The sequence below is a fragment of the Nitrobacter sp. TKz-YC02 genome, assembly GCF_049852135.1.
GTDB lineage: Bacteria > Pseudomonadota > Alphaproteobacteria > Rhizobiales > Xanthobacteraceae > Nitrobacter > Nitrobacter vulgaris.
Genome location: NZ_CP180728.1, coordinates 3,715,234 through 3,740,137, shown reverse-complemented (window position 1 = coordinate 3,740,137; position 24,904 = coordinate 3,715,234). Strand labels below are relative to the sequence as shown.

At 60.2% G+C, this 24,904-nt stretch carries 23 protein-coding genes; 18 read left to right on the top strand and 5 right to left on the bottom strand.

Annotated elements, in window-relative coordinates:
- Positions 1–269: 269 nt before the first annotated feature.
- Positions 270–1,016 carry a hypothetical protein gene (locus ACM561_RS17985; RefSeq protein WP_425906895.1) on the top strand — a complete coding sequence of 249 codons (747 nt, stop codon included), beginning with the start codon at positions 270–272 and terminating at the stop codon, positions 1,014–1,016.
- Positions 1,017–1,162: 146 nt separating this feature from the next.
- On the opposite strand, the gene ACM561_RS17980 is transcribed toward ACM561_RS17985, so the two are convergent.
- Complete coding sequence (locus ACM561_RS17980; RefSeq protein WP_425906894.1) at positions 1,163–2,614, bottom strand: helix-turn-helix domain-containing protein; 1,452 nt, start codon at positions 2,612–2,614, stop codon at positions 1,163–1,165.
- Between the two features lie 180 nt (positions 2,615–2,794).
- On the opposite strand from ACM561_RS17980, the gene aceA reads away from it, so the two are divergent.
- From aceA to ACM561_RS17965, 3 genes are all read left to right on the top strand, one after another.
- On the top strand, positions 2,795–4,102 hold the full coding sequence (aceA, locus tag ACM561_RS17975; protein WP_425906892.1) for an isocitrate lyase: 1,308 nt from the start codon (positions 2,795–2,797) through the stop codon (positions 4,100–4,102).
- A 24-nt stretch (positions 4,103–4,126) separates the two neighbouring features.
- Positions 4,127–4,333, top strand: coding sequence for a DUF4170 domain-containing protein (locus tag ACM561_RS17970; RefSeq protein WP_011509641.1), 207 nt, complete (start codon positions 4,127–4,129; stop codon positions 4,331–4,333).
- Positions 4,334–4,556: 223 nt separating this feature from the next.
- On the top strand, positions 4,557–5,111 hold the full coding sequence (locus ACM561_RS17965) for a hypothetical protein (protein ID WP_425906891.1): 555 nt from the start codon (positions 4,557–4,559) through the stop codon (positions 5,109–5,111).
- Positions 5,112–5,196: 85 nt separating this feature from the next.
- Here the strand turns inward: ACM561_RS17965 and ACM561_RS17960 are convergent, their stop codons facing one another.
- Positions 5,197–6,345: a PQQ-dependent sugar dehydrogenase gene (locus ACM561_RS17960; protein WP_425906889.1), complete on the bottom strand. Its 1,149-nt coding sequence runs from the start codon at positions 6,343–6,345 to the stop codon at positions 5,197–5,199.
- Positions 6,346–6,462: 117 nt separating this feature from the next.
- On the opposite strand from ACM561_RS17960, the gene ACM561_RS17955 reads away from it, so the two are divergent.
- On the top strand, positions 6,463–6,738 hold the full coding sequence (locus ACM561_RS17955) for a hypothetical protein (RefSeq protein WP_425906887.1): 276 nt from the start codon (positions 6,463–6,465) through the stop codon (positions 6,736–6,738).
- A gap of 20 nt (positions 6,739–6,758) precedes the next feature.
- On the opposite strand, the gene ACM561_RS17950 is transcribed toward ACM561_RS17955, so the two are convergent.
- The 3 genes from ACM561_RS17950 to ACM561_RS17940 all read right to left on the bottom strand — a co-directional run bounded on the left by ACM561_RS17950 (position 6,759) and on the right by ACM561_RS17940 (position 9,782).
- On the bottom strand, positions 6,759–7,409 hold the full coding sequence (locus ACM561_RS17950; RefSeq protein WP_425906885.1) for a glutathione S-transferase family protein: 651 nt from the start codon (positions 7,407–7,409) through the stop codon (positions 6,759–6,761).
- A gap of 170 nt (positions 7,410–7,579) precedes the next feature.
- On the bottom strand, positions 7,580–8,575 hold the full coding sequence (locus ACM561_RS17945) for a glycosyltransferase (protein ID WP_425906883.1): 996 nt from the start codon (positions 8,573–8,575) through the stop codon (positions 7,580–7,582).
- Positions 8,556–9,782, bottom strand: a complete 1,227-nt coding sequence (locus tag ACM561_RS17940) for a glycosyltransferase family 87 protein (RefSeq protein WP_425906881.1) — start codon at positions 9,780–9,782, stop codon at positions 8,556–8,558. Before ACM561_RS17940 ends, ACM561_RS17945 begins: the two co-directional genes overlap by 20 nt.
- Positions 9,783–9,971: 189 nt before the next feature.
- Here ACM561_RS17940 and ACM561_RS17935 point away from each other — a divergent pair, with 189 nt between their 5' ends.
- From ACM561_RS17935 to ACM561_RS17875, 13 genes are all read left to right on the top strand, one after another.
- The gene (locus tag ACM561_RS17935; RefSeq protein WP_425906879.1) at positions 9,972–11,174 is read left to right on the top strand and encodes a pyridoxal phosphate-dependent aminotransferase; all 1,203 of its coding nucleotides are present in this window, start codon (positions 9,972–9,974) and stop codon (positions 11,172–11,174) included.
- A 194-nt stretch (positions 11,175–11,368) separates the two neighbouring features.
- Entirely contained in the window at positions 11,369–11,917 is a 549-nt protein-coding gene (locus ACM561_RS17930) for a DUF992 domain-containing protein (protein ID WP_425906878.1), read from the top strand.
- Between the two features lie 184 nt (positions 11,918–12,101).
- Entirely contained in the window at positions 12,102–12,584 is a 483-nt protein-coding gene (locus ACM561_RS17925) for a DUF992 domain-containing protein (RefSeq protein WP_425906876.1), read from the top strand.
- A 172-nt stretch (positions 12,585–12,756) separates the two neighbouring features.
- Positions 12,757–14,832, top strand: a complete 2,076-nt coding sequence (locus ACM561_RS17920) for an elongation factor G (RefSeq protein ID WP_425906874.1) — start codon at positions 12,757–12,759, stop codon at positions 14,830–14,832.
- 113 nt (positions 14,833–14,945) lie between these two features.
- Positions 14,946–15,803 (top strand): shikimate dehydrogenase, encoded by an 858-nt coding sequence (locus ACM561_RS17915; protein ID WP_425906872.1) that lies wholly within the window; start codon positions 14,946–14,948, stop codon positions 15,801–15,803.
- Between the two features lie 97 nt (positions 15,804–15,900).
- Positions 15,901–16,218 carry a FeoA family protein gene (locus ACM561_RS17910; RefSeq protein WP_425906870.1) on the top strand — a complete coding sequence of 106 codons (318 nt, stop codon included), beginning with the start codon at positions 15,901–15,903 and terminating at the stop codon, positions 16,216–16,218.
- Positions 16,215–18,095 carry a ferrous iron transporter B gene (gene feoB, locus ACM561_RS17905; RefSeq protein ID WP_425906868.1) on the top strand — a complete coding sequence of 627 codons (1,881 nt, stop codon included), beginning with the start codon at positions 16,215–16,217 and terminating at the stop codon, positions 18,093–18,095. The genes ACM561_RS17910 and feoB overlap by 4 nt, the downstream gene beginning before the upstream one ends.
- 143 nt (positions 18,096–18,238) lie before the next feature.
- Positions 18,239–18,424 (top strand): hypothetical protein, encoded by a 186-nt coding sequence (locus ACM561_RS17900; RefSeq protein ID WP_425906866.1) that lies wholly within the window; start codon positions 18,239–18,241, stop codon positions 18,422–18,424.
- A 230-nt stretch (positions 18,425–18,654) separates the two neighbouring features.
- Positions 18,655–20,001, top strand: coding sequence for a phosphoglucosamine mutase (gene glmM, locus ACM561_RS17895; protein ID WP_425906864.1), 1,347 nt, complete (start codon positions 18,655–18,657; stop codon positions 19,999–20,001).
- A gap of 132 nt (positions 20,002–20,133) precedes the next feature.
- Positions 20,134–21,381 carry an MFS transporter gene (locus ACM561_RS17890; protein WP_425906862.1) on the top strand — a complete coding sequence of 416 codons (1,248 nt, stop codon included), beginning with the start codon at positions 20,134–20,136 and terminating at the stop codon, positions 21,379–21,381.
- Between the two features lie 201 nt (positions 21,382–21,582).
- Positions 21,583–22,434, top strand: coding sequence for an outer membrane protein (locus tag ACM561_RS17885; protein WP_425906861.1), 852 nt, complete (start codon positions 21,583–21,585; stop codon positions 22,432–22,434).
- A gap of 207 nt (positions 22,435–22,641) precedes the next feature.
- Positions 22,642–23,472, top strand: coding sequence for an outer membrane protein (locus ACM561_RS17880; protein WP_425906859.1), 831 nt, complete (start codon positions 22,642–22,644; stop codon positions 23,470–23,472).
- 127 nt (positions 23,473–23,599) lie between these two features.
- On the top strand, positions 23,600–24,772 hold the full coding sequence (locus ACM561_RS17875) for a phosphoserine transaminase (RefSeq protein ID WP_425906858.1): 1,173 nt from the start codon (positions 23,600–23,602) through the stop codon (positions 24,770–24,772).
- The last annotated feature ends 132 nt before the right edge of the window (positions 24,773–24,904 follow it).

The window sequence follows — 24,904 nt, the reverse complement described above, 5'->3', positions numbered from 1 at the left end:
TTGCAGATGGGGGCTCACGTCACAAGCCGCAACCTCTCGGTCCTCGCCGAATCATCACCGCAACGATCTTCGCGATCGCCGCCGGGCTGCTCGTTGAACATACTTTGGTCGAAGTCGCGCTCAGCAGGATATCGCTTCCACTCCGAAAAAGGACCTGAACGAATCTTCTCGGATTAGTGCTGGTTCAGATTACGTCTAACTTTAAGGAATTTCGGAACCGTATTTCAGCAGTGAACCGATAACTAACTTCCGGTTTGAGGGAGCCTGTCGTGAGCAAAAATGCCGTGGTCTCCGATGGGAAAACTGATCCACTGCGTCCGACCCTTGTGCGCCGCATAGCGCTCGGTTGCGTCTTGGTTCTGCTGGGGGTCGCTTTTGCGTTCCTGTTTTTAAAGCTTGATCCGACATCGTCACGCGCAGGCACGCCTGAGGCATGGATTAAAATTAAAAACGAAAAGGCCGCGCTCTCACTGGAGAAAACTTCCTTCGCGGGTCAACAGACTGATGCGCTAACCTATGTTCACCAGGATGGCAGCCGAAACGATTGGATCCGCGCCGGATCATTTCCGCTGAATTCGCCCAATCTCACTTTCTCGATTGTGAGACAGACCAAAGCCAAGCCGTTGACCATTAGCTTGATCCGAAATCTTGAAGATATTGCTGACCTTCGATTGGTACGGCACACCTATAGGCCGGGATACTACGCACTTAATACGCGGCTTGGCGAACTCCGCGGCGTGAGGTTTGACGTAAACGCCGATGGCATCCGAAAATATTGTCTCGGTTTTCATAAGCCCGTCAGCAATCTTGTGTTTGTGAAGGGGTACGTGTGCTCACCAGAATTCTCAGACACCGACCCGGCCCGCGTAGCGTGTCTCGTGGATCAGATTCACTTTATTCGGCTGACCGACGAGACGGCTCTGAATGCGAGTATCGAGCCCGGCGAAGCCAAACAATGTGGAGCAACGGCGCTCGAGTTCTCAAACTCTGTGGCCGATAGCAAAGGCAGCCTTTGATCTGCGTTATTCCGGGCGCGTGTAACGAACGAACCCGAAATCCATTATCTCCGTTATATCCGTCTTACGCTCCATTTGACGCTGGATTGTTGTTGCTCGGCACCTGGAATGACGGAGGAACTGAGTGCCGTCCATACATCGGATTCTCATACCTCCCGCGCATTTGAAAATGCAAAGCTCGTCACGCGTCGCGTGTTCTCATCCAAAATCAAGGTCCGCGTGAGTGGGGGCTCGGCCCGTTGAGCACAGTTCTCGCGCTCGCAGAGGCGGCAGTTGATACCGATCGGCGTACCCTCGGACTTGTCCAGATCCATCCCGGAAGCATAGACAAGCCTTGCGGCGTGGCGGATTTCGCAGCCCAGGCCGATAGCGAAGCGTGGTTGCGCCAGCGGATGCGGCGCGACCGGCCGGCGCACCATCTGCGCAACCGAGAAGTAGCGGTTGCCATCCGGCAACTCGATCACCTGCTTCAAGAGGCGATCCGGCGTGTCGAACGTCGAGTGGACATTCCACAGCGGACAGGTACCGCCAAACTTCGAGAACGGGAACGTGCCGGATGAAAATCGCTTGGAGACATTACCGGCGTTGTCGACGCGCAGCATGAAGAACGGCACGCCGCGCGCGTTCGGCCGCTGCAGCGTCGTCAGGCGGTGACACACCTGCTCGAAGCCGGTATTGAAGCGCTGCGCCAGCACGTGGATGTCGTAACCGAGCGATTCCGCCGCGGTAAGGAAGGGCTGATAGGGCATCAGCGCACAGCCTGCGAAGTAGTTCGCGAGCGTGATGCGGTAGAGATGGCGCGAGGTGTCGTCGAGCGCGCCGGCGCGGGCGATGATCGTATCAAAAGCGGCCGTGCATTCGGAAAGCGCAATCTGAAACGCAAGCTGGAAAGCGCAGCCGGGGCCGTCCACCAGTTCTGAGATCAGGAGCTGGCGGCGGTGACGGTCGAAACGGCGCAGCGTCTCGCGCATGACATCGACCGGCATGATACGGGTCTGAATCGAATGCTTTTCACGCAACCGCGTGCTCAAAGCCGCGAACAAGTCCTGTGCGGGAACGTTGATCTCGTCACGCAGGGTTTCTGCTGCTTGTTCAAGCTCAGGGAAGTAGTTGCGATTGGCCTCGATCAGGTCGCGAACCTGCTCGATCGGGTTCGCGTCGAAGCGCCCTCCCATGCTTTCGTCGCGCCCCGCGAACTGTGCCGCCGCCAGCGTTTCGCCGCGCCGCGCCTCGGCATAGGCGGCATAGAGGCGCTGCAATGCGTGGGTCACGCCGGGACACAGCTCCGCGAGATCTCGCAATTCCTGCTTGGGAATGTTGATCTGGCGAAATAGCGGATCGGAAAAGACCTCGTTCAACTCAGCGAAGAAGCGGTCTTCGGCGGCGGTGGCGAGGTCGCGCAGGTCGAGATCGTAGGTCTCCGCGAGGCGAAGAAGGATTTGCGCGGTGACGGGTCGCTGGTTGCGCTCGATCAGGTTGACGTAGCTGGGCGAGATGCCGAGCCCCTCTGCGAGCTGGGTCTGCGATAACCCGAGCTGTTGGCGGATGCGCCGGAATCGCGGGCCGACGAAGAGTTTTTTGCCGGGATCGGTGACCATCCTCACGCTCGTTTGTGACAATAATTACAAAATAACACCTATGACATGTAGATATGTTACATGACATCATCAATTGAGATCAAGCCATCTGTACGGGTTGGTCTGTTTGGCGTTTATCTATGAACCATGGTTGCAGTGCAGTTGCGGTGCAATGTCATAAATGTGGTGCTGGAGATAAAAATGGCCAAGACCTTTGAGCAGCTCGTTCCGGCCCCGAACGGTCGTTTTGAGGGGATCAGCCGTTCCTACAGCCCGGCGGACGTCGAAAAGCTGCGCGGCTCGGTGGAGATCAAGTACACGCTGGCCGAGAAGGGCGCGAACCGGCTGTGGAAGCAGCTCAACGACATGCCTTATGTGAATTCGCTCGGCGCCGTCACTGGCAACCAGGCGATGCAGCAGGCGCGCGCCGGTTTGCCCGCGATTTATCTCTCGGGCTGGCAGGTCGCCGCCGACGCCAATACCGCGGGCGCGATGTATCCGGACCAGAGCCTTTATCCGGCCAACGCCGGTCCTGAACTCTGCCGCCGCATCAACCGAACCTTCCAGCGCGCCGACCAGATCGAGCATGCTGAAGGCGGTGCCAAGATCGACTGGTTCGTGCCGATTGTGGCCGACGCGGAAGCGGGCTTCGGCGGACCGCTGAACTCGTTCGAGATTATGAAGGCCTATATCGAGGCGGGCGCGGCTGGCGTTCACTTCGAGGACCAGCTCGCGTCGGAGAAGAAGTGCGGCCACATGGGCGGCAAGGTGCTGATCCCAACCGCCGCGCATGAACGCAATCTGATCGCGGCACGGCTTGCCGCCGATGTCTGCGGGGTGCCGACCTTCGTGTTGGCGCGCACCGATGCGGAGAGTGCGAAGCTCATCACCTCAGACATCGATGAGCGCGATCACGAGTTCATCACCGGCGAACGCACGGCGGAAGGCTTCTATCGCCTGAAGCCTGGCACTGGCCTCGATCACTGCATCAAGCGCGGGCTGTCGTTTGCGAAATACGCTGACCTGCTGTGGTGGGAGACCTCAAAGCCGGATCTGGAGGGCGCGCGCAAGTTCGCGGAAGCGGTCAGGAAGGTCTATCCGAACAAGATGCTGGCTTACAACTGTTCGCCGTCGTTCAACTGGGAAGCCAACCTCGACAACGATACCATTGCCAAGTTCCAGAAGGAAATTGCAGCGATGGGCTACAAGTTTCAGTTCGTCACGTTGGCGGGCTTCCATTCGCTCAACCACGGCATGTTCGAACTGGCGCGCGGCTACAAGGCCGAGGGCATGGCGGCATATTCCCGTCTCCAGCAGGCCGAGTTCGCCTCGGAGAAGTTCGGCTATTCGGCGACGCGCCATCAGCGCGAGGTCGGCACGGGCTACTTCGATCTGGTCTCGACCACGATCACGGGAGGCCAGTCGTCGACCACTGCGCTTCACGACTCCACCGAAACCGCGCAGTTCAAGTCGCAAGGTTCGCAGATCAAGGTCCAGGCTGCTGAGTAAGCGGCGGAACAGAAGGAGGTTCTCATGACCGGCAGCAATTTCTGGGTGATTGGCGGCGAATTTGGTTCAATGAACTTTCACAAGCTGGTGGAGGGCTCGGCTCAGGTGCAAGGACCGTTCAAAACGCGGAAGGAAGCGGAGGACGCCTGGCGGGTCGTGTCTGAGGAAAACCGTCACCGCGCTGGCGTGCGGTTCTCAATCGTGGAAGAGCCGAATCGCATGGCGAGCTGATGTTGCATCTATCGTAGAAGAAGAAGCGTCCAAGGAAGCAACGGCCCTGCCCGGCATATCGGGCAGGGCCGTTTGTTCGTTCAGAAGGCGGATCGCGGCGGCTAGCGGGCTGCGCGTCTAAGCCTTTGGAACTAAACGGCCTTTGCCAGAAACGGAGTGCCTGCTAAGTTACATGGTTACCGCCAGGTTAAGAAGGCGGCAGTATCTGCGGGAAAGGCTACCGATGTCGGACGGATCGAACATTGGAAGGAGTATGGCGGAAACGGCGAAGCCGCTGCGGCTGCGCGAGGCACTGTGGCAGGCTCGGATCGAGGCCGCGGATCGCACCGGCGTCGTCGTTGATCTGCGCGACGCGGAAGTGGCGCGGCTTGAGATCTTGAACGAGGCGCTCGATCCGCTGTTCGCGCAAGTGCCGGATCAGATCGATCTATTCGATCGGGGCCTCAGCAAGGGAGACACACCGCGGCTTTGGATCGACATTGTGGCCCACGTCCTGATGGGACGCGACAAGCGCTTGTACCGTTTTGTCCAGGATACCCGGCATGGCCGGATTGTGCTCGCGGAATCTCATGACTCGGCCACGATCGTCAAAGCTGTCACGGATTATGTCGCTCGCCGCATGATCGAGCGCGAGCGTGTGCTATCGGCGCCGCCGCTGTGGGAGCAAGCGGAGGCGAAAAAGTCGCCCCACGGGTTTCGGACATTCGCGTTCGGATTCATAGCCGGTGTCATCGTGCTGTTCGGCTTCGCGCTACTCGCAGCGCTCAGGACTCCGTGACGCGAGGTGCGGCGATCGCGGTGCTAGAGCGTTTACGAGCGAAGTGGGATCCGGTTCGCGTGAAGAAGCGCGTCAAATCTAGAAGTCATTTCCCGGCCGGCGACACCCGCAAGAGGCGTCCCGCAGTGCTATCGGTCAAAAGCCACAACGCGCCGTCCGGCCCTTGGCGTATGTCGCGGATGCGCTCGTTGAGGTCTTCCAGCAGGCGTTCCTCGCCAGTCACCTCATTGCCACTGAGCGAGAGCCGCACCAGCATCTTGCCCGACAGCGCGCCGGTGAAAAGGCTTCCTTTCCACGGCGGAAACAGCGTGCCGGTATAGAAGGCCATGCCGGATGGCGAGATTGAGGGCACCCAATATTTCACGGGCTGCTCCATGCCTTCCTTTGCGGTGCTGGCATGGATTTTGGCGCCATTGTAGTCGATGCCGTAGCCGATCACCGGCCAGCCGTAGTTTTTACCCTTGCCTATGATGTTGACCTCGTCGCCGCCACGAGGGCCGTGCTCGACCTCCCAAAGGTCGCCAGTCGCCGGATTGATGGCGAGCCCCTGTTCGTTACGGTGGCCGTAGCTCCAGATTTCCGGCTTGGCGTCTGCGCGGCCGACGAACGGATTGTCCGCCGGCACCGAGCCATCGGGCGCGATCCGGATCACTTTGCCGAGGTGGTTCGCCAGATTTTGCGCCTCGTCCCGATGGTTGAAATGCTCGCCTAGCGTCACGAAAAGGTTGCCGTCGTCAGCTTGTGCGATGCGGCAGCCATAGTGATTGCCCGACGATAGCGGTCCCTCCTGCCGGAATATGACCTCGACGTCTTGAAGCCGATCCTCACCCAATGTGGCGCGTGCAACGGCGGTTCGCCCGCCGCCTTCCGCCTGCTCTGCGAAACAGAAATAGAGGGTTTTGTTGGTCACGAACGACTTGTCCAGCACAACGTCCAGCAGCCCGCCCTGACCGGAGGCCCACACTTCGGGCACGTTCTTGAGCGGCGGCGACAGATCACCGTCGCGGCTGACGATGCGAAAGCGCCCGGGCCGCTCCGTGACCAGTATCCGCCCGTCCGGCAGCAAGGCGAGCCCCCAAGGATGGACAAGGCCGCGGGCAATGGTTGAGACCTCGATCGGTCCGGCTGACGACCGGAACGATTTGCTTTCGCTGCGCGCGTTGGTGGCGAAGTAAGCCGCGAGGACAGTGGCCGCGCCCAGAATGGCCGTAACCTGCACCATTGGTCTTTTCATCGAACGCTCCTGGCGGCGAGCGTATGGTCACACGGTTAGCCGTCACAAAATTGTGAGAAACCAATGCACATTGCAAGGAGTGCGGTTCAGATCCCGATTGGCATAGCCATCGCAACCTTGACCGACATCATCGCGAAGGCGACCGAAACGACGACTGCAAAAGCAGCGATTGCGAGTGAGGCGGCAACAGCATTGGTCAGACGCGAGGACGCGACGGGTGCGAAGCGCCCTCCAAACCATCCGCTCGAACCTCGCGACCGCATCATTGTCGGATCTCCACAAGCACTGGCGAATCACCAGCCTGGACAATCTTTCACCAAGCACGGGCAGGATTGGGGCAAATTGAATGAGGCGAAGAGGTTCCCGCCTTGCGACATCAAAGCCGGTTCTTAGCCCGATGTCGGCCGCACGGATCAAGCCCTTGCGATTCTGACTGCGGCATCGTCCGAGAAAGCCGCGCTGCCGTCCATGGTTACAAAGCCGGGTTGCTGTTCAACCCGCCGTAACCAGGCGCGGATTGACGGGAACGCCGTGAGGTCGAAGTCGCATTGGTCGGCGACATGGGTGTAGGCATAAAGTGCGATGTCGGCGATGGTGAGTTGCCCGGCAGCGAAAAAGTCATGGGTTCTGAGATGGTTTTCCATGACCCGGAGGGCCGCATAGCCGCGCTCCATCCAGTCTTCCAGCGCGTGAGTCTGCAGCTCGCGGCCTCCCTTGACCAGCGACAGCCAGAAATATGCGGCGCCAATGTTGGGCTCCAGCGCGTGCTGTTCGAAGAACATCCACTGCAGTGCTTCTGCGCGCTCGATCGGTGAATTCGGAGCCAATGCGGTTCCGATCGTGACATACCACAAGATGGCATTGGACTCGGCAAGGTAACGCCCTTCTGCCACCTCCAGTAACGGTACCTGTCCGCTCGGGTTCTTGGCGAGAAAATCCGGCGTGCGGCTTTCGCCGCGCAGGATATCGATTTCGATGGCATGATAAGGCACGTCAAGGAAAGTCAGCGCGAGGCGAACCTTGTAGCTGTTTCCCGAGCGCTGCATCGAATAGAGCTTGTACATTACGGAGCTTCGCCTGATCGCTGGAGCGTCCGGCCCACTCGCCTGCAACGCAGTGAAACAATAGTGGTCGCAGGCCACTCGCCGCAAGGTCTTGCCGTTTGGAAAGTAAAATTGAACTGCCGCAAATCCGTGCGGGAGATTTTATTGCGCGATCAACGACCCGATTAGCATCAAGGTTTGTTTGCAACTGCGTCAAGATCGAGATAGCGCATCCGTTTGGCTTCACGGCGACCTCGCGCGACGGCATCGAGCACGAGTCCGATTGCCAGGCTGAGGAATCCGAGCTGGGCAATCGCTGCAGCGAGTACCGCAGTTGGTATTCGGGGCACAAGGCCGGTTTCCAGATAGGTCGCGATGAGTGGGATGCCGAGCCCAAGACAAACGAGCAGAAGCATGGTGCCTGCAGCACCGAAGAATCGTAGCGGTTGCGTTTCCTTGTACAGCTTGAAAAGCATCAGCAGGATGCGCAGGCCATCGCGATAGGTGCGCAGCTTGCTGGTCGATCCATTGGGGCGTGTGCCGTAAGGCAGTGCCATTTCGCCGGTCGCGATCTTCAGGTCGAGGGCATGGACCGAGAGCTCGACCTCGATCTCAAAGCCTGCCGACGACACCGGAAATGATTTGGCGAAGCGGCGGGAAAGAACTCGATAACCCGAGAGAATGTCGGTGAAGCCGTCACCAAACATGTGCGCCATGACGCGATTGAAGAAGAGGTTGCCAAACCGATGGCCTGACGGAAAAGCCTTGTCGTCGCCGTTACGGGTTCCGATCATCATGTCGAGGTTGCGCACGACAAGCGCCTCGATCAGCGCGCCGGCGGCGTCCGGTTTATAAGTGCCATCGCCATCCGCCAGAACATAGATGTCGGCGTCGATATCCGCCAGCATGCGGCGGACGACATTTCCCTTGCCCTGCAGCAGTTCACGGCGAACGACGGCACCGGCCGCGAGCGCTGCGTCGTAGGTGCCGTCAGTGGAATTGTTGTCGTAGACGTAGACCCTGGCGCCGGGCAGCGCGCGAAGGAATCCGCGGACCACGCCACCGATGGTGACTTCCTCATTGTAGCAAGGGAGAAGCACGGCGATCGTTTGGTTTCGCACCATGCTGCTCTGCGCGAACATGCCGTCGATTTCGTCGCGGATCCGGTCAAGCCTTGGCAAGGACATCACTCCTGAAGATAACGCCGGTTTCCATCGCCGCCCGGCGCAGGATGACGACGTAGAGCATCATCATCGCGATGAGGCCAAGGGGAAGACCGCTCGTGTCGGCAACGGTGCGTGTAAGAAGCGGCATGATCCACGCCAGCGCCAGCAGCGAAAGTTCGTAGGATATGAAACCGTGCGCCAGACCGTGACGGGCGAGAAACGCGATCGCAATGCCGAGAACGACGAGATCGTAGTCCAGTACATATGGCGTGACGAGCAGCGATGCGGTGCAGAGTGCGGCGGCTTTCAAATCATACGAAGCTCGCGAGCGCCATAGCCATGCAATGCTGATTGCGAGCGCGGCGGCCAGCATTGCCTGAGCTGCATAGGCAAGATGGATTCCGCCACCCCACATCCTGACCGCTGAAAACAGCGATTGGATTTTGTGCCAGCCGGTGGCGCCCTGTTCCAGGATCACCGTTCGCGTAAACGTCGTCGATACCGCGAAGGCGTGCCAGATCTCGACGCCGGATATCGCGAAGCTGGCGACCGCGAGTGCCGATGCGGTGAGAGCCGCCGCGGCAAAGGTCGTCCAGCGCCCGCCGGCAAGCAATGCAATGGGGATTAGCACACCAAACTGTGGCTTGTAGATCAGCAGACCGATCAGGATGCCTGAAACCCACGGCCGGCGATCGAGTAACACCAGCGCGCCGCCGATAAGCGTCGCGGTGAAAAATGCGTTTTGTCCGTGGCCGATATTGATGAAGACGGCCGGAAAAGCCAGCGCCGGCAGCCAGGTCCCGGGGCGCCGGACGATGGCGCAGACCGTCACGAGGTAACCTGACAGACTAGTCACCAGCCACAACAGCAGACCCCAACCGTAAGGAAAGGCGGCGGTGGCCATCGCGATGGCAAAGAAAAACGGCGGATAGTGCCATCCGTAGAAGGGCACCGGCCGGCCGCCGAAGATGGCCTGTTCGGCGGCATGCTGCAGCCCGGGATCGTAGGCGTCAGGCGCCAACCCCTGCCAAGCCAGGGCGCCAGCGGCGTAGACATTGGAGAAGTCCGTTCCGATCGGCTCGCCGCGCCGGTCGATGAGCCCGTCCGACGCTGCGACCCACACGACGATCGCGATGGCGCAGAGAACCAGCAAAATGATGCTGTAGCCTTGCAGACGCTCCGCGGTCAGCCATTGTCCGGTTCGAATCTTTTGCCAAAAACGGGTCATGTCCCAATCGCCGATGCGGAGGTCCGGCGGACACTAATCGTTGGTATTTAAGGTTCTCTGAAACCTATCAGATGTGCGTCGGTCAGCATTGTTCTTGCGGTGCAACGTAACGCACACTAATGTGTTTGCGATCCCAATCACTGAAATGGCGTGGAAATGGTGACCGACCACGCTTGCTAGGAGATGACGATGTCGTTCCTGTCTACTGCGCTCGACCGTGTGAAGCCGTCCGCGACCATCGCGGTCACGGATAAAGCACGTCGGCTCAAAGCGGAGGGGCGGAACGTGATCGGTCTCGGCGCGGGTGAGCCGGATTTCGATACACCGGCCAATATCAAATTGGCCGCGGTTCATGCCATCGAGGCGGGCAAGACCAAGTATACAGCGGTCGATGGTATCCCCGAACTGAAGCAGGCGATTATCGCCAAGTTTCAACGCGAGAACGAGCTGACCTACAAGCCGAACCAGATCATTGTCGGCACCGGCGGCAAGCAGGTACTTTACAACGCGCTGATGGCGACCATCAATCCGGGTGATGAGGTCGTCATCCCTGCGCCGTACTGGGTCAGCTATCCCGAAATGGTGGCGTTGGCGGGAGGCGAGCCCGTGCCCGTGGTTTGCACGGCGGAGTTCGGGTTCAAGTTGCAGCCCCAGGCGCTGGAAAGAGCGATCACGCCGAAGACCAAGTGGATCATCCTCAACTCGCCGTCGAACCCGACCGGCGCGGCCTACACGCGCGCCGAATTGAAGGCGCTGACCGATGTGCTGGTGAAGCACCCGCACGTCTGGGTGATGACCGACGATATGTACGAGCATCTGATCTATGACGAGTTCGAATTTACCACGCCTGCGCAGGTCGAACCAAAATTGTTCGATCGCACACTCACAGTGAACGGAGTGTCAAAGGCCTACTGTATGACGGGTTGGCGTATTGGCTATGCCGGGGGTCCCGTGCAACTGATCAAGGCTATGGCAACGATCCAGTCGCAATCGACATCTAACCCGTCGTCCGTCTCGCAATGGGCGGCGGTGGAAGCCCTGAGCGGCCCGCAAGGGTTTATCGAAGCGAATAACAAGATATTCAAGGAGCGCCGCGACCTCGTAGTGGCGATGCTGAATCAGGCCAACGGCATTGATTGCCCACGGCCGGAAGGCGCGTTCTACGTCTATCCGTCCTGCGCCGGCGCCATCGGCAAGACCACGCCGTCGGGCAGGAAGCTCGAGACGGATGAGGATTTTGTCACCGAGTTGCTGGAGGCCGAGGGAGTTGCGGTGGTGCAGGGGTCCGCGTTCGGCTTAGGACCGGCCTTCCGTATCTCTTATGCGACCAAAACGGCGGATCTCGAAGAGGCCTGCAAGCGCATCCAGCACTTCTGTGGCAATCTGCGCTGATCGCCTTCGCGGCAGCAATGCCCAACTCTGGAGTGGCTTTGTCCTGATGTTCATTAAGTTTTAGCAACGTACCGGCATGTTGATGCCGCAATGTGGCGATTGCCTTGTTTTGGACACGGCGATTCCATCATGTCCCACACCTTTACCGATTCCACGTTTTTCCCCCTTTCCCGATTCCAAGCGGAGATTATTCCATGAACTTCCCGAGACTTCTCGCCGTGGCCGCCGTGACGCTCGTTGCGTCGGTTGCGAGCGCCCATGCTCAATATAATACCGTCCAGGCCGGTGTCCTCGAATGTGCGGGCGGCCAGAACGTGAGCTATGTCGTTGGTTCGACAACCGAGCTGCAATGCGTCTTCCGCAGCAACAGCGGAGCGCCGCCTGAACCATATATCGCGCGCATTCAGCGCTTTGGTCTTGACCTTGGCATCACTCAGCAGACCGGTTTGGCATGGATGGTCCACGCGCCGGGTGGCCGGCTGGGCCGCGGAGCACTTGCCGGTCACTTCGGCGGGGTCGGCGCTAACGCGACGGTCGGAGTTGGGATCGGCGCGAACCTGCTGGCCGGCGGTTCCGGCAATTCGATCTCGCTGCAGCCGCTGAGCCTGCAGGGCCAGACCGGCCTTAGCGCCGTGGCTGGCATCGTCGATGTTGATCTGCGCCCGGTGGATCTGCGTGCGGCGCCACGCTACAGGCGGCATCGGCACCATCACCACCACCATCATCACCACCATCATCACTGATCGGATCGGACGACCGTTGGGGCCCGCGAAAGCGGGCCTCACTTTTATGGCTTATGGTTGAGGCGTTCATGACGGCGGGGCGCGTCTCGTGAGCGGCAGGCAGGTGCGATAAAAAAGCACGTTTCGCAACTCATTAGAGTGGCCGTTTTTGCATCATACCACCAAATTCATCCGGAGTTTTGCCATGCGCGGTTTTCCAGCTCTGGCGGGCGCGGCGGCGGCGCTGATCGCGTTGTATGCGGACGCCGTTGCGCAGCAGTCCCGGCAACCTGTCAAGGTCGGCGTTCTCGAATGCCGCGGCGGAGCGAGTGTTGGGTTTGTCGTCGGCTCCGTTACCCATCTTGGCTGCGTGTTTCACGCCGACGGCCTGCCAGAAGATCGTTATGTGGCTACGATCCGCAAGGTTGGGGTCGATCTCGGCATTACCCAGGAATCGGCGCTGGCCTGGGGCGTTTACGCTCCAGTGGCGCGGCTCGGGCCTGGCGATCTCTCGGGTAACTACGCCGGTGCACAGGGCAGCGCTTCGGTCGGCGTTGGTCTCGGCGGCAACGTTCTGATCGGCGGCTCCGCCAATTCGATCGCGCTGCAACCGCTCAGCGTGCAGGGTCAGGTCGGCCTCAACGTGGCGGCGGGTCTCGCTGCGCTGGAATTGCGTCCGGGCCGCTAACAGGCTTCCGCCGCCGTTCGGCGTTTCGCCCCATTGAGCCAGGCTGCGCGTTGGCTGAACCGTCGGCGCGGATATCCCGACGCGTTTTCCTGCTTGCCAAATTCCGTCTGCGGGAGGAGCATCGGCTATCGCCGACCCAATCATGGGCCGACTTCCAGACTAGGAGGCGGCAATGGGACAAGACCTCAGAAGTCCCCAAGGGGGACCTCAAGGCACTCAAACGTCGGGTCCCCGGTGCATTGCGCTGGTGGGCCCGTTCCAGAGCGGTAAAACCACACTTCTCGAATCCATCCTTGCCCGAACGGGCGCAATCCCCAAAGCAGGCAGCGTCGATCAAGGAACCAGCGTCGGCGACGCCAGCGACGAAGCTCGCCAGCACAAAATGGGAGTCGGACTCACTCCGGCCACCGCCAGCTTCATGGGCGAAGCCTATACTTTTATCGACTGTCCGGGTTCGATCGAATTCGCACACGACATGCGCGCTGCAATTCCCGCGGTCGATGCGGCGGTGGTCGTGTGCGAGGCGGACGAGCGCAAGTTGCCGCAGTTGCAGATTATCCTGCGCGAACTGGAAGATTTGGGCATTCCCCGTTTCTTGTTCCTCAACAAGATCGACAAGGCGAACAAGGGCGTTCGCCAAACCTTGGCAATGTTGCAGCCGGCGTCGCGGACTCCACTGTTGCTACGGCAGATGCCGATCTGGAACGGCGATTTGATCGCCGGATTTGTCGATCTCGCGCTGGAGCGCGCCTTCGTCTACCGCGAGCATATGGCCTCCGAAGTTGTCCAACTGGACGTCGGCGATCTCGACCGCGAGAAGGAAGCGCGGTTCTCGATGCTGGAGACACTCGCCGATCACGACGACGCGCTGATGGAGCAACTGCTCGAGGATATTGCGCCGCCGCGGGATGCAGTGTTCGACGATCTCGCTCGTGAGCTGCGCGATGGCCAGATTTGCCCTGTATTGCTCGGCTCGGCTGCGCGCGAGAACGGCGTGTTGCGGTTGATGAAAGCGCTGCGCCACGAAGCGCCTGGCATTAGCGAGACGGCGAAGCGCATGGGCGTGGCTGATAGCGAGGAGGCGCTGGCCTACGTGTTCAAGACCATGCACCTCCAGCACGGCGGCAAGCTGTCGCTGGCGAGGGTGCTGACAGGTCGCTTCGACGATGCCGCGACGGTGCATGCGTCGTCAGGCGAAGCAGGAAAAATCTCCGGCATTCTCGCAGCAACCGGCGCGCAGGAGACCAAGCGCGCATCGGCGTGCGCGGGTGAGGTGGTGGCGTTGGGCAAGCTCGAGGCCGTCAAGACCGGCGATACGTTAACGACCGCCCGGATCGCGCCGCCCTCACTTGTCAGCATCGCGCCGTCCGCGCCTGTGCTTGCAAGGGCGCTTGCCGCCCGCGACCGCAAGGACGACGTCAAGCTCGGACAGGCTCTCATCAAGCTCAACGAGGAAGACCCCTCGCTCGCCGTCGTTCACAATACGCAGACTCACGATACCGTGCTGTGGGGACAAGGCGAGATGCATCTACGCGTTGCGCTCGAACGGTTGCACGGTCGCTTTGGGGTCAATGTGGATTCACATCCGCCCGCGATCAGCTATCGGGAAACGATCCGCAAGCCTGTCAGCCAGCGGGGACGCCATAAGAAGCAGTCCGGAGGGCATGGCCAGTTCGGCGATGTGGTGCTGGAGGTTCAGCCCCTGGCACGCGGCGCGGGCTTTGTCTTTGTCGACAAAATTGTCGGCGGCGCAGTGCCGCGCAATTATATCGGCGCAGTTGAAGACGGCGTGGTGGACGGATTCGCGCGCGGTCCCCTTGGCTTTCCGGTGGTTGACGTGCAGGTGACGCTGACCGATGGATCCTACCATAGCGTCGACTCCTCGGATCAGGCGTTCCGCACCGCCGCCCGCATCGGGGTAGCCGAAGCCTTGCCGAAATGCCAGCCGGTGCTGCTGGAGCCGATTGATGTGGTCGAGATCGTTTGCCCGAGTGACGCGACCGCGAAGGTCAACGCTATCCTGTCGGCACGCCGCGGCCAGATTCTTGGTTTCGACAGTCGCGAGAGTTGGGTCGGCTGGGACTGTGTGCGAGCGATGATGCCGGAAGCCGAGATCGGCGATCTCATCGTCGAACTGAGGTCGGCGACGGCGGGAGCGGGCAGTTTTACCCGGGAGTTCGATCGCATGGCCGAAGTCACCGGCCGGACCGCCGACCAGATCATCGCTGCGCGTCGGGTGGCGGCTTAGGGTTGGGTCGGTGCGGCTGCACGGCGACCGCACCGGCGGCATTGACAGGCGGGTCAGCTTGCATGATTTCATCGGGTGCCGCCTGATGGTCGGCGCGTCACACGACGGGATTCATGATGACAGCCGGGATAACAGGCCGGGCCGCCTGCCTGATCGGATGGCCTGCGGCGCATTCACGCTCGCCGCTGATCCATCATTATTGGCTGCGCGTGCACGGCATAACGGGCGGCTACAGCATCGAAGCGATTCCGCCCGAAGGATTCGCCGAATTCGTCATGCATCTTTCGACGCACGGCTTCGTGGGCGCCAATGTCACAATCCCGCACAAGGAGCGGGCGTTGCAATTGACGGAGCCAGACGAGCGCGCGAGAGCCGTCGGCGCAGCCAACACCCTCTATTATGATGGCGCTATCCTGCGGTCCACCAATACGGACGTCGAGGGTTTCATCGGCAATCTGGATGCCGTCGCGCCGGGCTGGGATCGCATCGAGGATGCGCTGGTACTTGGCGCCGGCGGGTCGTCGCGGGCCGTGGTTTTCGGTCTGATCGAACGCGGGATCAAGCGCATCCATCTCGTCAACCGTACGATGGAAAGGGCGCAAGTGCTTGCGGATCAATTCGGACCCACGGTTATGCCAGCGGCTTGGAACACGCTTGGCGACGTGCTGCCGCGCACTGGTCTGCTCGTGAATACAACCTCGCTCGGCATGAACGGGCAGCCGCCACTGGACATCGAGCTGCCGCTGCTGCCGCGGGATGCGGTGGTCGCCGATCTGGTCTATGTTCCTCTGGAAACGCCATTGCTGGCTGCGGCGAGGGCGCGGGGCCTCAGGACCGCAGACGGCCTCGGGATGCTACTGCATCAGGCCGTACGCGGATTCGAGCTGTGGTTCGGAGAGCGTCCCGTGGTGACGCAGGATTTACGCACGCTGGTCGAGGCCGATCTCCGGGTCCCTCATCCCGCGACTTGAGATTTACGATTGGCCCGGTATTTTCAATTGTTCCATTTTGCCGCAATCGCCTCTCTTTGTCTTGACCCCCGGGAGCGCTTGATCCAAAGCGAACGTCATGTCCAGTCTCGATCCCCGTATCCCTGAAGCTATGGAAACCACGCCGCTTGGCCTCGCTCGGCGCGGCTTTCGTGGGCGGGTGACCGCCATCATGGTTGACGGCGACCACCTGGGAGTGTCCGCAATGGAGATCGAGCGGCGTCTTCTTGAGTTTGGCATCGTCGAGGGCGCGTCGGTTCAGGTCCTGCATGAAGGGCCGATTGGCCGGGATCCGATAGCGGTCCGGGTTAACGGCACAACGATCGCGCTGCGCCGGCGCGAAGCCATGGCGGTCATGGTCGGCGATCACGGCCAGCTAGCGAAAACCATCGCATGACCGCAATCGATGTGAATGACTGGCGTATCGCTCTGGTTGGGACGCCGAACAGCGGCAAGACCGCCTTGTTCAATGCGCTCACCGGCAGCCGGCAGAAGGTGGCCAACTACGCTGGCGTCACCGTGGAGCGGAAGTCCGGGGTTTTGCGCACGGCATCCGGCCACCGGGTCGATCTGATCGACCTGCCGGGGACCTATTCATTGCGGGGCCGCAGTCCGGACGAGGACATTACCCGCGACGTCATTCTCGGCAAACTTGCGAGCGAAAGCCCGCCGGACTTTTTGCTCTGCGTCGCCGACGCCACCAATCTTCGTGTGGCGTTGCGCCTGGTGATCGAATTGAAGCGTGTTCACCGGCCGATGCTTCTGGTGCTGAACATGATCGACATCGCGCGGCGTCGCGGCGTCGGCATTGATCTCGACAAGCTTTCCGCCGAACTTGAGGTGCCGGTCGTCACATCGACCGCCGTGCGGCGAGGCGGCATTGACGATCTCCTGCACAGGATTGACGACATCGCCGGCAAGCCGGCAGGTGCCATCGTCGGGAGCGACTGGACCACGCCGGGCGTATCAGATCTTCGCGCGGCGCAGCGCGAGGCTGATCGCGTGATCGGCGCTGCGGTCAGCGAGCCGGCTAAGCCCGATACATGGACCACGCGCGTGGACGCAGTGCTGCTGCATCCGGTGTCGGGCATGATCGCGCTGCTCCTGCTTCTGTTCGTGGTGTTTCAGGCCGTGTTCGCCTGGGCCCAACCGGCGATGGAATTGATCTCCGGCGGCTTCGATGCGCTCGGCGCCTTTTCGGCGATTGTGCTGCCGGAAGGATTGCTGCAGAGTTTCATCCAGAACGGCATCATTTCCGGCGTCGGCAGCGTCATCGTGTTCCTGCCGCAAATCCTCATTCTGTTTCTGTTTATTTTGCTGCTCGAAGACCTTGGCTATATGGCGCGTGCGGCGTTCCTGATGGACCGCATCATGGGCGGCGCCGGACTGCACGGCCGCGCTTTTATCCCGCTATTGTCGAGCTTCGCCTGCGCGATCCCGGGCATCATGGCGACGCGCGTGATCGATAACAAGCGCGACAGGCTGACCACGATCATGGTCGCGCCGCTGATGACATGCTCGGCGCGCATCCCGGTTTATACGCTGATCATCGCGGCGTTCGTGCCAAACCGGCCGGTGCTCGGCATTCTCGGATTGCAGGGGCTCGTGATGTTTGGGCTCTATGCGGTCGGGATCTTCAGCGCGCTCGCGGTGTCATTCGTGGCCAACCACTTCTTCTGGCGTGATAGCGCGACGCCGCCCTTCATGCTGGAACTGCCGGATTACAAGTTGCCGCAACTGCGCAGCGTGCTGATGAATCTCTACCAGCGCGCGATGGCATTTCTGAAGCGCGCCGGCACCACGATTTTTTCCATGATGGTTCTGATCTGGTTCCTGGCGTCGTTCCCCCGTCCGCCGGCTGGCGCCACCGAGCCTGCGATCGATTTCAGCCTTGCAGCCATGATCGGCCGCTGGATCGAACCTGTGCTCGCGCCGATCGGGTTCAACTGGCAGATCAGCGTTGCGCTTATTCCCGGCATGGCTGCGCGCGAGGTGGCGGTGGCTTCGCTTGGCACCGTCTATGCGATTGAAGGAGGTAACGAGGCGGCGGAACAGATCGGTCACATGCTGGCCGGGAAATGGAGTCTCGCGACCGCGCTGGCCTTCCTCGCCTGGTATGTCTTTGCGCCGCAATGCGCCTCAACGCTCGCCGTTATCAAGCGCGAGACCGGCGGATGGCGCTGGGTGATGATCACATTCTTCTACATGCTGTCGATGGCTTATCTGGCGGCGTTCGTCACCTACCGCATCTCGCTGGCGTTAGGTTGGGGCTGACCGCCGGTCCGGCGCGCGCCTTCGGCGTTTTGGCGGGCTGCGAAGGGTCAGGCGCCGCAGCAAGCTGGACTTGAATTCCACATTCGCCGGAACCGACGCTTACATAATGGCGTTACATTAGCTGCCCACACCGGGAGAAAGCTATGGCGCGACATGACGGTGAGACGAACGACCGGAACCAAAAAACCAAGGAAGAACTGGACAAGGAACTCGATCGCGCTCTGAAAGAGTCGTTTCCCGGTTCGGACCCGTTGAGCGTCACCCAGCCGGCTCCTGAAAAACCCGCCAAAGAAAAACCCGCCAAGGATCAATCGGATCGTAGCCATTAGAGGCGCTTGCATTGAGAGGACGAAGGCAGGGGTGGCTGCCTCGTCCTGACATGCCAGAAAATAAGATCCGGCCATTTCCCCCACAATTCCGGTAACGGTTTATTATATTTTTTGAAGTGGGTTTATCTTTTGGGGCGTTATAAGCGGCCTTGCGATATGCTCGACGTCCAACGATTCGCTGAGCCGGCCCCAAGCGTAGCGGTGAGCAAAGGGCGGGTCATGGGGGGAAAATGAGCCGCAAATATTTTGGAACCGACGGCATTCGCGGCCGGGCTAACGGCTTGATCACGCCTGAACTGGCGATGAAAGTCGGACAGGCCGCTGGGTTGGTGTTCCAGCGCGGCGAGTACCGTCATCGCGTCGTGATCGGCAAGGATACGCGTCTCTCCGGCTATATGATCGAATACGCGCTGGTCGCGGGTTTTACGTCGGTTGGCATGGATGTGCTCCTGCTCGGTCCGATGCCGACGCCGGCAGTAGCGATGCTGACCAAATCCATGCGTGCTGACCTCGGCGTCATGATTTCAGCTTCGCACAACCTTTTCGAGGACAACGGCATCAAAATGTTCGGCCCGCGCGGCTTCAAGCTGTCCGACGAGGTCGAAAAGAAGATCGAGCAGTTGCTCGATGAAAACCTCGACAAGAAACTCGCGCAGAGCGGGAACCTTGGCCGCGCCCGTCGTATCGACGGCGTGCACGATCGTTACATCGAATTCGCCAAGCGTACGCTGCCCCGCGAACTTAGCCTCGAGGGGCTGCGGGTCGTGGTCGATTGCGCCCATGGCGCAGCCTACAAGGTGGTGCCGGAGGCGCTGTGGGAACTGGGCGCGGACGTCATTCCGATCGGCGTCGAGCCCGATGGCTTCAATATCAATAAGGAATGCGGCTCCACCGCGCCGGAGGCGCTGTGCCGCAAGGTCCGCGAGATGCGCGCCGATATCGGCATCGCGCTCGACGGAGACGCCGACCGCGTCATCATCGTCGACGAGCGCGGCCATGTGGTCGACGGCGATCAGCTTCTCGCTGTGATCGCGGAAAGCTGGAAGGAAGACGGCCGGCTGACCAAGCCGGGGATTGTCGCTACCGTGATGTCCAATCTCGGCCTTGAGCGATTCCTGAAGGATCGCGAGTTGTCGATGGTGCGGACACCTGTCGGCGACCGCTACGTGCTCGAGCAGATGCTAAAGCATGGCTACAATCTCGGCGGCGAACAATCAGGGCACATCATCTTGTCGGACTATGCGACCACTGGAGACGGATTCGTGTCTGCGCTTCAGGTGCTTGCCGTTGTCCAGAAGCTGGGACGCCCGGTCTCCGAAGTGTGCCACAAGTTCGAGCCGCTTCCGCAGATATTGAAGAACTTCCGTTATCGCAACGGCAAGCCGTTGGATCGCGCGGAGGTGAAGTCGGCCATTACAGCGGGCGAGAAGCGTCTCAACGGCCATGGTCGTCTGTTAGTCCGTTCTTCGGGAACCGAGCCTGTCATTCGCGTCATGGGTGAGGGCGATGACCGTATCTTGGTCGAGGAAGTCGTGGACACGATCGTTTCTGCATTGGGAAACCCGGCGGCGGCGTGAAACCGCAACCAGAACCTTGAGCCGTCGGGCCGCGTTGGCGAATATCCTGATGCATCCCAGCTATAACGATTGGTGGACGGCCGGGCGCCCGCGTCGTAACAGGCTCCGGTTGTAACAACCGGAAAGCCGTCCGTGGACAAGCCTGTCATCTCCGAGGAAACGCTGGTTGCGCCGGTCGTGGTTTCCAGGATCACGGATAAGGCCGCCGCTGCAGGTCCCGCCTATCTGGTGCTCGGCGGCATCAGCTTTTCGCATTTTCTCAACGACACCATGCAGTCGCTGATCCCCTCGGTTTATCCAATCCTGAAGGAAAACTACGCGCTCGACTTTGCTCAGATTGGAATGATCACGCTGGCGTTTCAGGTGACCGCGTCGCTGCTGCAACCCGTAGTCGGCTATGTCACCGACAAGAAAGCCCAGCCGTTCTCACTTGCCGTCGGCATGGGCTTTACTTTCGTGGGCTTGCTGCTGCTGAGTGTTGCTCATGTCTACGGAATGATCCTTGTTTCCGCTGCACTGATCGGCCTTGGCTCTGCTGTGTTCCATCCGGAGTCCGCGCGTATCGCGCGAATGGCGTCCGGCGGTCGTTATGGCTTCGCGCAATCGGTTTTTCAGGTCGGCGGGAATTTCGGTTCGGCGATGGGGCCGCTCCTGGCGGCTCTGATCATCGTGCCGTTCGGGCAGCCCAGCATCGCGTGGTTTTCGTCGATCGCATTCATCGCGATCGTCGTCCTGTTTCAAATCGGTCGATGGTACAAGCTGCGGATCTCGCCGCACGAGAGCGCCTCGCCGCGCCGGTCGTCGGAGGCACCGGCGCCCGCGCGGACGGCGCTCGCACTGACGATTCTGATCGTGCTGGTGTTCTCGAAATACATCTACATGTCGAGTCTGACGAGTTATTACACCTTCTATCTGATCGAGAAGTTTCACGTCTCGACGCAGACAGCCCAGCTTTTGCTGTTCGTGTTTCTCGGCGCGGTTGCCATAGGCACGTATTTCGGCGGTCCGATCGGCGATCGCTTCGGACGCCGCTATGTGATCTGGCTGTCGATCCTCGGGGTGCTGCCATTCACGCTATTGCTGCCGTTTGCAAATCTTGCTGGCACAGTGGTGCTGACGGTGGTCATCGGTATTATCCTCTCATCCGCGATGCCTGCGATCATTGTGTTTGCGCAGGAACTGATGCCGCACCGTCTCGGCATGATCTCAGGCATGTTTTTCGGCTTTGCATTCGGCGCGGCGGGACTTGGTGCCGCGCTGCTGGGCGAGGTCGCGGATGCCAAGGGTATCGAGTTTGTCTATCAAGCCTGTGCGTTCCTGCCGGCTATAGGCCTGCTGGCGATGTTCCTGCCGAAGATGCCGAAAATCCAGCACTCGTAGTCGCCGCCGTAGGATCGCTCGTCCACGGACTCGTGTGGCAGCATCCATCATGATGGTTCGCGGCGCCGTTCACGCCAGAATAAACTTACCGAAAATCAACCTTAAAAATTAGGGTTAAGCGGCTCTTAAGGATTTGGTGTCATCGTTCCTCCGAATTGGAGTGGGGCCGCACTTGCCTCACGGCACAAAGGGACGAAGCCGATGCGTGGTGTAAAATTGCTCGTAGCCGCCGGAGCGGCATCACTATTATCATCTGCCGCATTCGCCGCTGACCTGCCCATCGCGCCTCCGCCCTATTACGCCCCGCCGGTCGTGGGTTTCGGCGGCTGGTATCTGCGAGGCGACATCGGATTCAGCAACCAGCGTGTGAATAACATTGCGATGGCGGACGGCCGCAACGCGCAACTGCTGTCGTTGCAACAGACGACCGCTTTCGATGCCGCCGGCATCTACGGCGTCGGTGTCGGCTATCAGTTCAACAACTGGTTCCGCGGCGATTTCACAGGCCAGTATCGCGGTAATTCGAATTTCAAAGGCACCGATCTTCTGACCTATCCCGCAGGCGGCGGCGTCGTCGGAAATGGTATCAACAACTACAACGCCACCAAATCGGAATGGCTTGTATTGGCGAATGGCTATGCCGATCTCGGTACCTGGTGGGGCGTTACGCCATTCATCGGCGCAGGCGTCGGCGCGGCGCGCGTGACGATCGCGAATTACACCGATACCGGCATGGTCAACAATGACGGATTTGGCTTCGGCGCCTTCCCAAGCTTCGCAAACGCGCCGGCTGCGTCGAGGTGGAATTTCGCGTGGGCGCTTCACGGCGGTTTGGCCTACATGGTCAATCCGGGCCTCACGGTTGAACTGGCTTACAGCTATGTGAATCTCGGTTCTGGAATGACGGGCGCGGTTTCCGATTACACCGGATTCACGCGGGGCGTTCCGATGCAGTTTAACGACATCACGTCGCATGACGTGAAACTCGGTGTGCGCTGGTATTTCAACACACCGCCGGTCTATGCCCCGCCGCCGCTGGTCACGAAGGGCTGATCACCTCTTAACGGTTCTTAACGGCGCGGGAATTTTCCCGCGCCGTTTTGCTTTCGTGCGGTCGATTCCCGGCTGCTGCGAGAAGTCGGGCATGTCGGTGATCGGTCGACAATCAATATGGAACAATCACGCTGCGCAACAACGATTGGTTAAGGTTAACAGCTGATAATCGACACCACTCAAGTTGTGGTCGATGGAGCGTTCACGATGCGTAGACTTCTGCTGGCGGCGGTCATTTGCGGAGCGGCGCAGGGCGCATACGCAGCCGATATGCCCGACGACCTTCCGTTCTTGCGCGGATCACAGCCACCGAGCCTCAGCACGGCGCGGACGGTGTGGCAGGGTTTTTATGTCGGCGGACAGGCGAGCTACGGTTCAGCTGACATGGACTTCAAGAACTCCGGAAAAGATTTGCTGGAGCGACTGCTGAACAACATCGATGTCGAAGGACAGTATCATCTTTCGACATGGCCGTTGGGCGGAACATCCTCAAACCGCAATAGCGGATTTGGTGGATTCCTAGGTTATAATGTGCAGATGGAGGACGTCGTCTTCGGCGTCGAGGCCAACTACATCCACGGTAAATTCTTTGGGTCCTCGAGTGGCAGTCAGGGCCGATCGTTCAACTACCCAACCGATTATCTGACGTCGGGGTTCGTACGATCGAGCGCCTCTATGCAAATCACGGATTTTGGTTCGGTTCGGCTTCGCGGGGGATATTCGCTCGGCTGCTTCCTGCCGTATGCCTTCGTCGGGATGGCGATGGGGCGGGCTGATATCCAGCGCAACGCAAGTTACAATCTGTACTATCAGTATGTTGGTACGCAGGTTCCACCGCTTCCCGACCTTTCAGGCTCTGGCTCTTTGTCCGACAACGCCAATGCACACTTTATCTACGGCTACGCCGCGGGTCTCGGCATCGATATGATGATCTTCGATGGTCTATTCTTGCGTGCCGAATGGGAATTCCTGCGGTTTACGGCTCCGGTGGATACCGTCGTTAATACAGTGCGCGCTGGTGTGGGCTACAGGTTCTGATCGTGGTTTGATTTCGTCATCCAGCGTGACTGCCGGGAATATTCTTGACGGGATCGGCTGATTCCCATATCCACAGCGGCGGGACACCTCCCCCCAACGGGAGGCTTGCTATCTGGAAGGATAGATCATGACCGTTGCGAAGCCTGCTTCGCGGCCGAACGTGCCGCATTTCTCTTCCGGCCCATGCGCCAAGCGCCCCGGCTGGACCCCCCAAAATCTCAACGACGCAGCCCTCGGCCGTTCGCATCGCGCGAAGATCGGCAAGACTAGGCTCAAGCTCGCCATCGACCTGACGCGTGAGGTTCTGGAAATTCCGGCTGACTACAAGATCGGCATCGTGCCGGCGTCCGATACCGGCGCGGTCGAGATGGCTTTGTGGTCGTTACTCGGTGCGCGTCCGGTAACAGCAATCGCCTGGGAGTCTTTTGGCGAGGGCTGGATCACGGATATCCTCAAGCAGTTGAAGCTGAAGGATGTCGCCAAGCTCACCGCGGGTTATGGTGAGCTTCCCGATCTTGCCAAGGTCGATCCGGCCTCAGATATCGTTTTCACCTGGAACGGGACGACCTCCGGCGTGCGTGTGCCGAACGCGGATTGGATCAGCGCCACGCGCGAAGGTCTCACGATCTGTGATGCGACGTCAGCCGCTTTTGCGCAGCCGCTCGATTGGGCCAAGCTCGATGTCGTCACCTTCTCCTGGCAGAAGGCGCTAGGCGGCGAGGCGGCGCATGGCATGCTGATTCTCAGCCCACGCGCCGTGGCGCGGCTTGAGAGCTACACTCCGCCGTGGCCGATGCCGAAGATTTTCCGCATGACCAAGGGCGGCAAGCTGATCGACGGCATATTCGCTGGCGAGACCATCAACACGCCGTCGATGCTGTGCGTCGAGGATTATCTCGATGCGCTGAACTGGGGCAAGTCGGTTGGCGGCCTCAAGGGCATGATTGCGCGAGCCGACGCCAACACCAAGGTGTTGAGTGATTGGGTGGCGAAGACGCCGTGGATCGATTTTCTGGCCCAGGATCCGGCGATCCGGTCCAACACATCGGTCTGCCTGAAGGTCGTCGACTCCACGATCACGTCGTTGCCGCCAGAATCGCAAGCCGACTTCGCCAAGAAACTCGTTGGTGCAATTGAGAAAGAAGGCGCGGGCTACGATTTCGGGTACTACCGCGACGCGCCACCGGGTCTGCGCATCTGGTGCGGTGCCACGGTGGAGGCGAGCGACGTCGCACTGCTGACGCAATGGATTGATTGGGCCTTCGCCGAGGCCAAGGCCTCGCTTGCAAAGGCGGCGTAGTCTCTAGGCTCGATGCCTTGTTTCCCTCTCCCCCTGTGGGAGAGGTGCCTGAACGAAGGGAGAGCGGGTGAGGGGTGTTTCCCGTCGCCGCTTCAACCCTCACCCGCTCAATCTCGTTTCACTCGATTTCGT

Excerpts from the sequence above, each read along its gene's own strand:
- ACM561_RS17970 (WP_011509641.1), top strand. The coding sequence starts at position 4,127 with ATGACCGGCAGCAATTTCTGGGTGATTGGCGGCGAATTTGGTTCAATG.
- ACM561_RS17880 (WP_425906859.1), top strand. The coding sequence starts at position 22,642 with ATGCGTAGACTTCTGCTGGCGGCGGTCATTTGCGGAGCGGCGCAGGGC.
- ACM561_RS17920 (WP_425906874.1), top strand. The coding sequence starts at position 12,757 with ATGGGACAAGACCTCAGAAGTCCCCAAGGGGGACCTCAAGGCACTCAA.
- ACM561_RS17910 (WP_425906870.1), top strand. The coding sequence starts at position 15,901 with ATGTCCAGTCTCGATCCCCGTATCCCTGAAGCTATGGAAACCACGCCG.
- ACM561_RS17925 (WP_425906876.1), top strand. The coding sequence starts at position 12,102 with ATGCGCGGTTTTCCAGCTCTGGCGGGCGCGGCGGCGGCGCTGATCGCG.
- ACM561_RS17950 (WP_425906885.1), bottom strand. The coding sequence starts at position 7,409 with ATGTACAAGCTCTATTCGATGCAGCGCTCGGGAAACAGCTACAAGGTT.
- ACM561_RS17945 (WP_425906883.1), bottom strand. The coding sequence starts at position 8,575 with ATGTCCTTGCCAAGGCTTGACCGGATCCGCGACGAAATCGACGGCATG.
- ACM561_RS17915 (WP_425906872.1), top strand. The coding sequence starts at position 14,946 with ATGATGACAGCCGGGATAACAGGCCGGGCCGCCTGCCTGATCGGATGG.
- aceA (WP_425906892.1), top strand. The coding sequence starts at position 2,795 with ATGGCCAAGACCTTTGAGCAGCTCGTTCCGGCCCCGAACGGTCGTTTT.
- ACM561_RS17885 (WP_425906861.1), top strand. The coding sequence starts at position 21,583 with ATGCGTGGTGTAAAATTGCTCGTAGCCGCCGGAGCGGCATCACTATTA.
- ACM561_RS17900 (WP_425906866.1), top strand. The coding sequence starts at position 18,239 with ATGGCGCGACATGACGGTGAGACGAACGACCGGAACCAAAAAACCAAG.
- ACM561_RS17875 (WP_425906858.1), top strand. The coding sequence starts at position 23,600 with ATGACCGTTGCGAAGCCTGCTTCGCGGCCGAACGTGCCGCATTTCTCT.
- ACM561_RS17980 (WP_425906894.1), bottom strand. The coding sequence starts at position 2,614 with ATGGTCACCGATCCCGGCAAAAAACTCTTCGTCGGCCCGCGATTCCGG.
- feoB (WP_425906868.1), top strand. The coding sequence starts at position 16,215 with ATGACCGCAATCGATGTGAATGACTGGCGTATCGCTCTGGTTGGGACG.
- ACM561_RS17960 (WP_425906889.1), bottom strand. The coding sequence starts at position 6,345 with ATGAAAAGACCAATGGTGCAGGTTACGGCCATTCTGGGCGCGGCCACT.
- ACM561_RS17965 (WP_425906891.1), top strand. The coding sequence starts at position 4,557 with ATGTCGGACGGATCGAACATTGGAAGGAGTATGGCGGAAACGGCGAAG.
- ACM561_RS17930 (WP_425906878.1), top strand. The coding sequence starts at position 11,369 with ATGAACTTCCCGAGACTTCTCGCCGTGGCCGCCGTGACGCTCGTTGCG.
- ACM561_RS17940 (WP_425906881.1), bottom strand. The coding sequence starts at position 9,782 with ATGACCCGTTTTTGGCAAAAGATTCGAACCGGACAATGGCTGACCGCG.
- ACM561_RS17935 (WP_425906879.1), top strand. The coding sequence starts at position 9,972 with ATGTCGTTCCTGTCTACTGCGCTCGACCGTGTGAAGCCGTCCGCGACC.
- glmM (WP_425906864.1), top strand. The coding sequence starts at position 18,655 with ATGAGCCGCAAATATTTTGGAACCGACGGCATTCGCGGCCGGGCTAAC.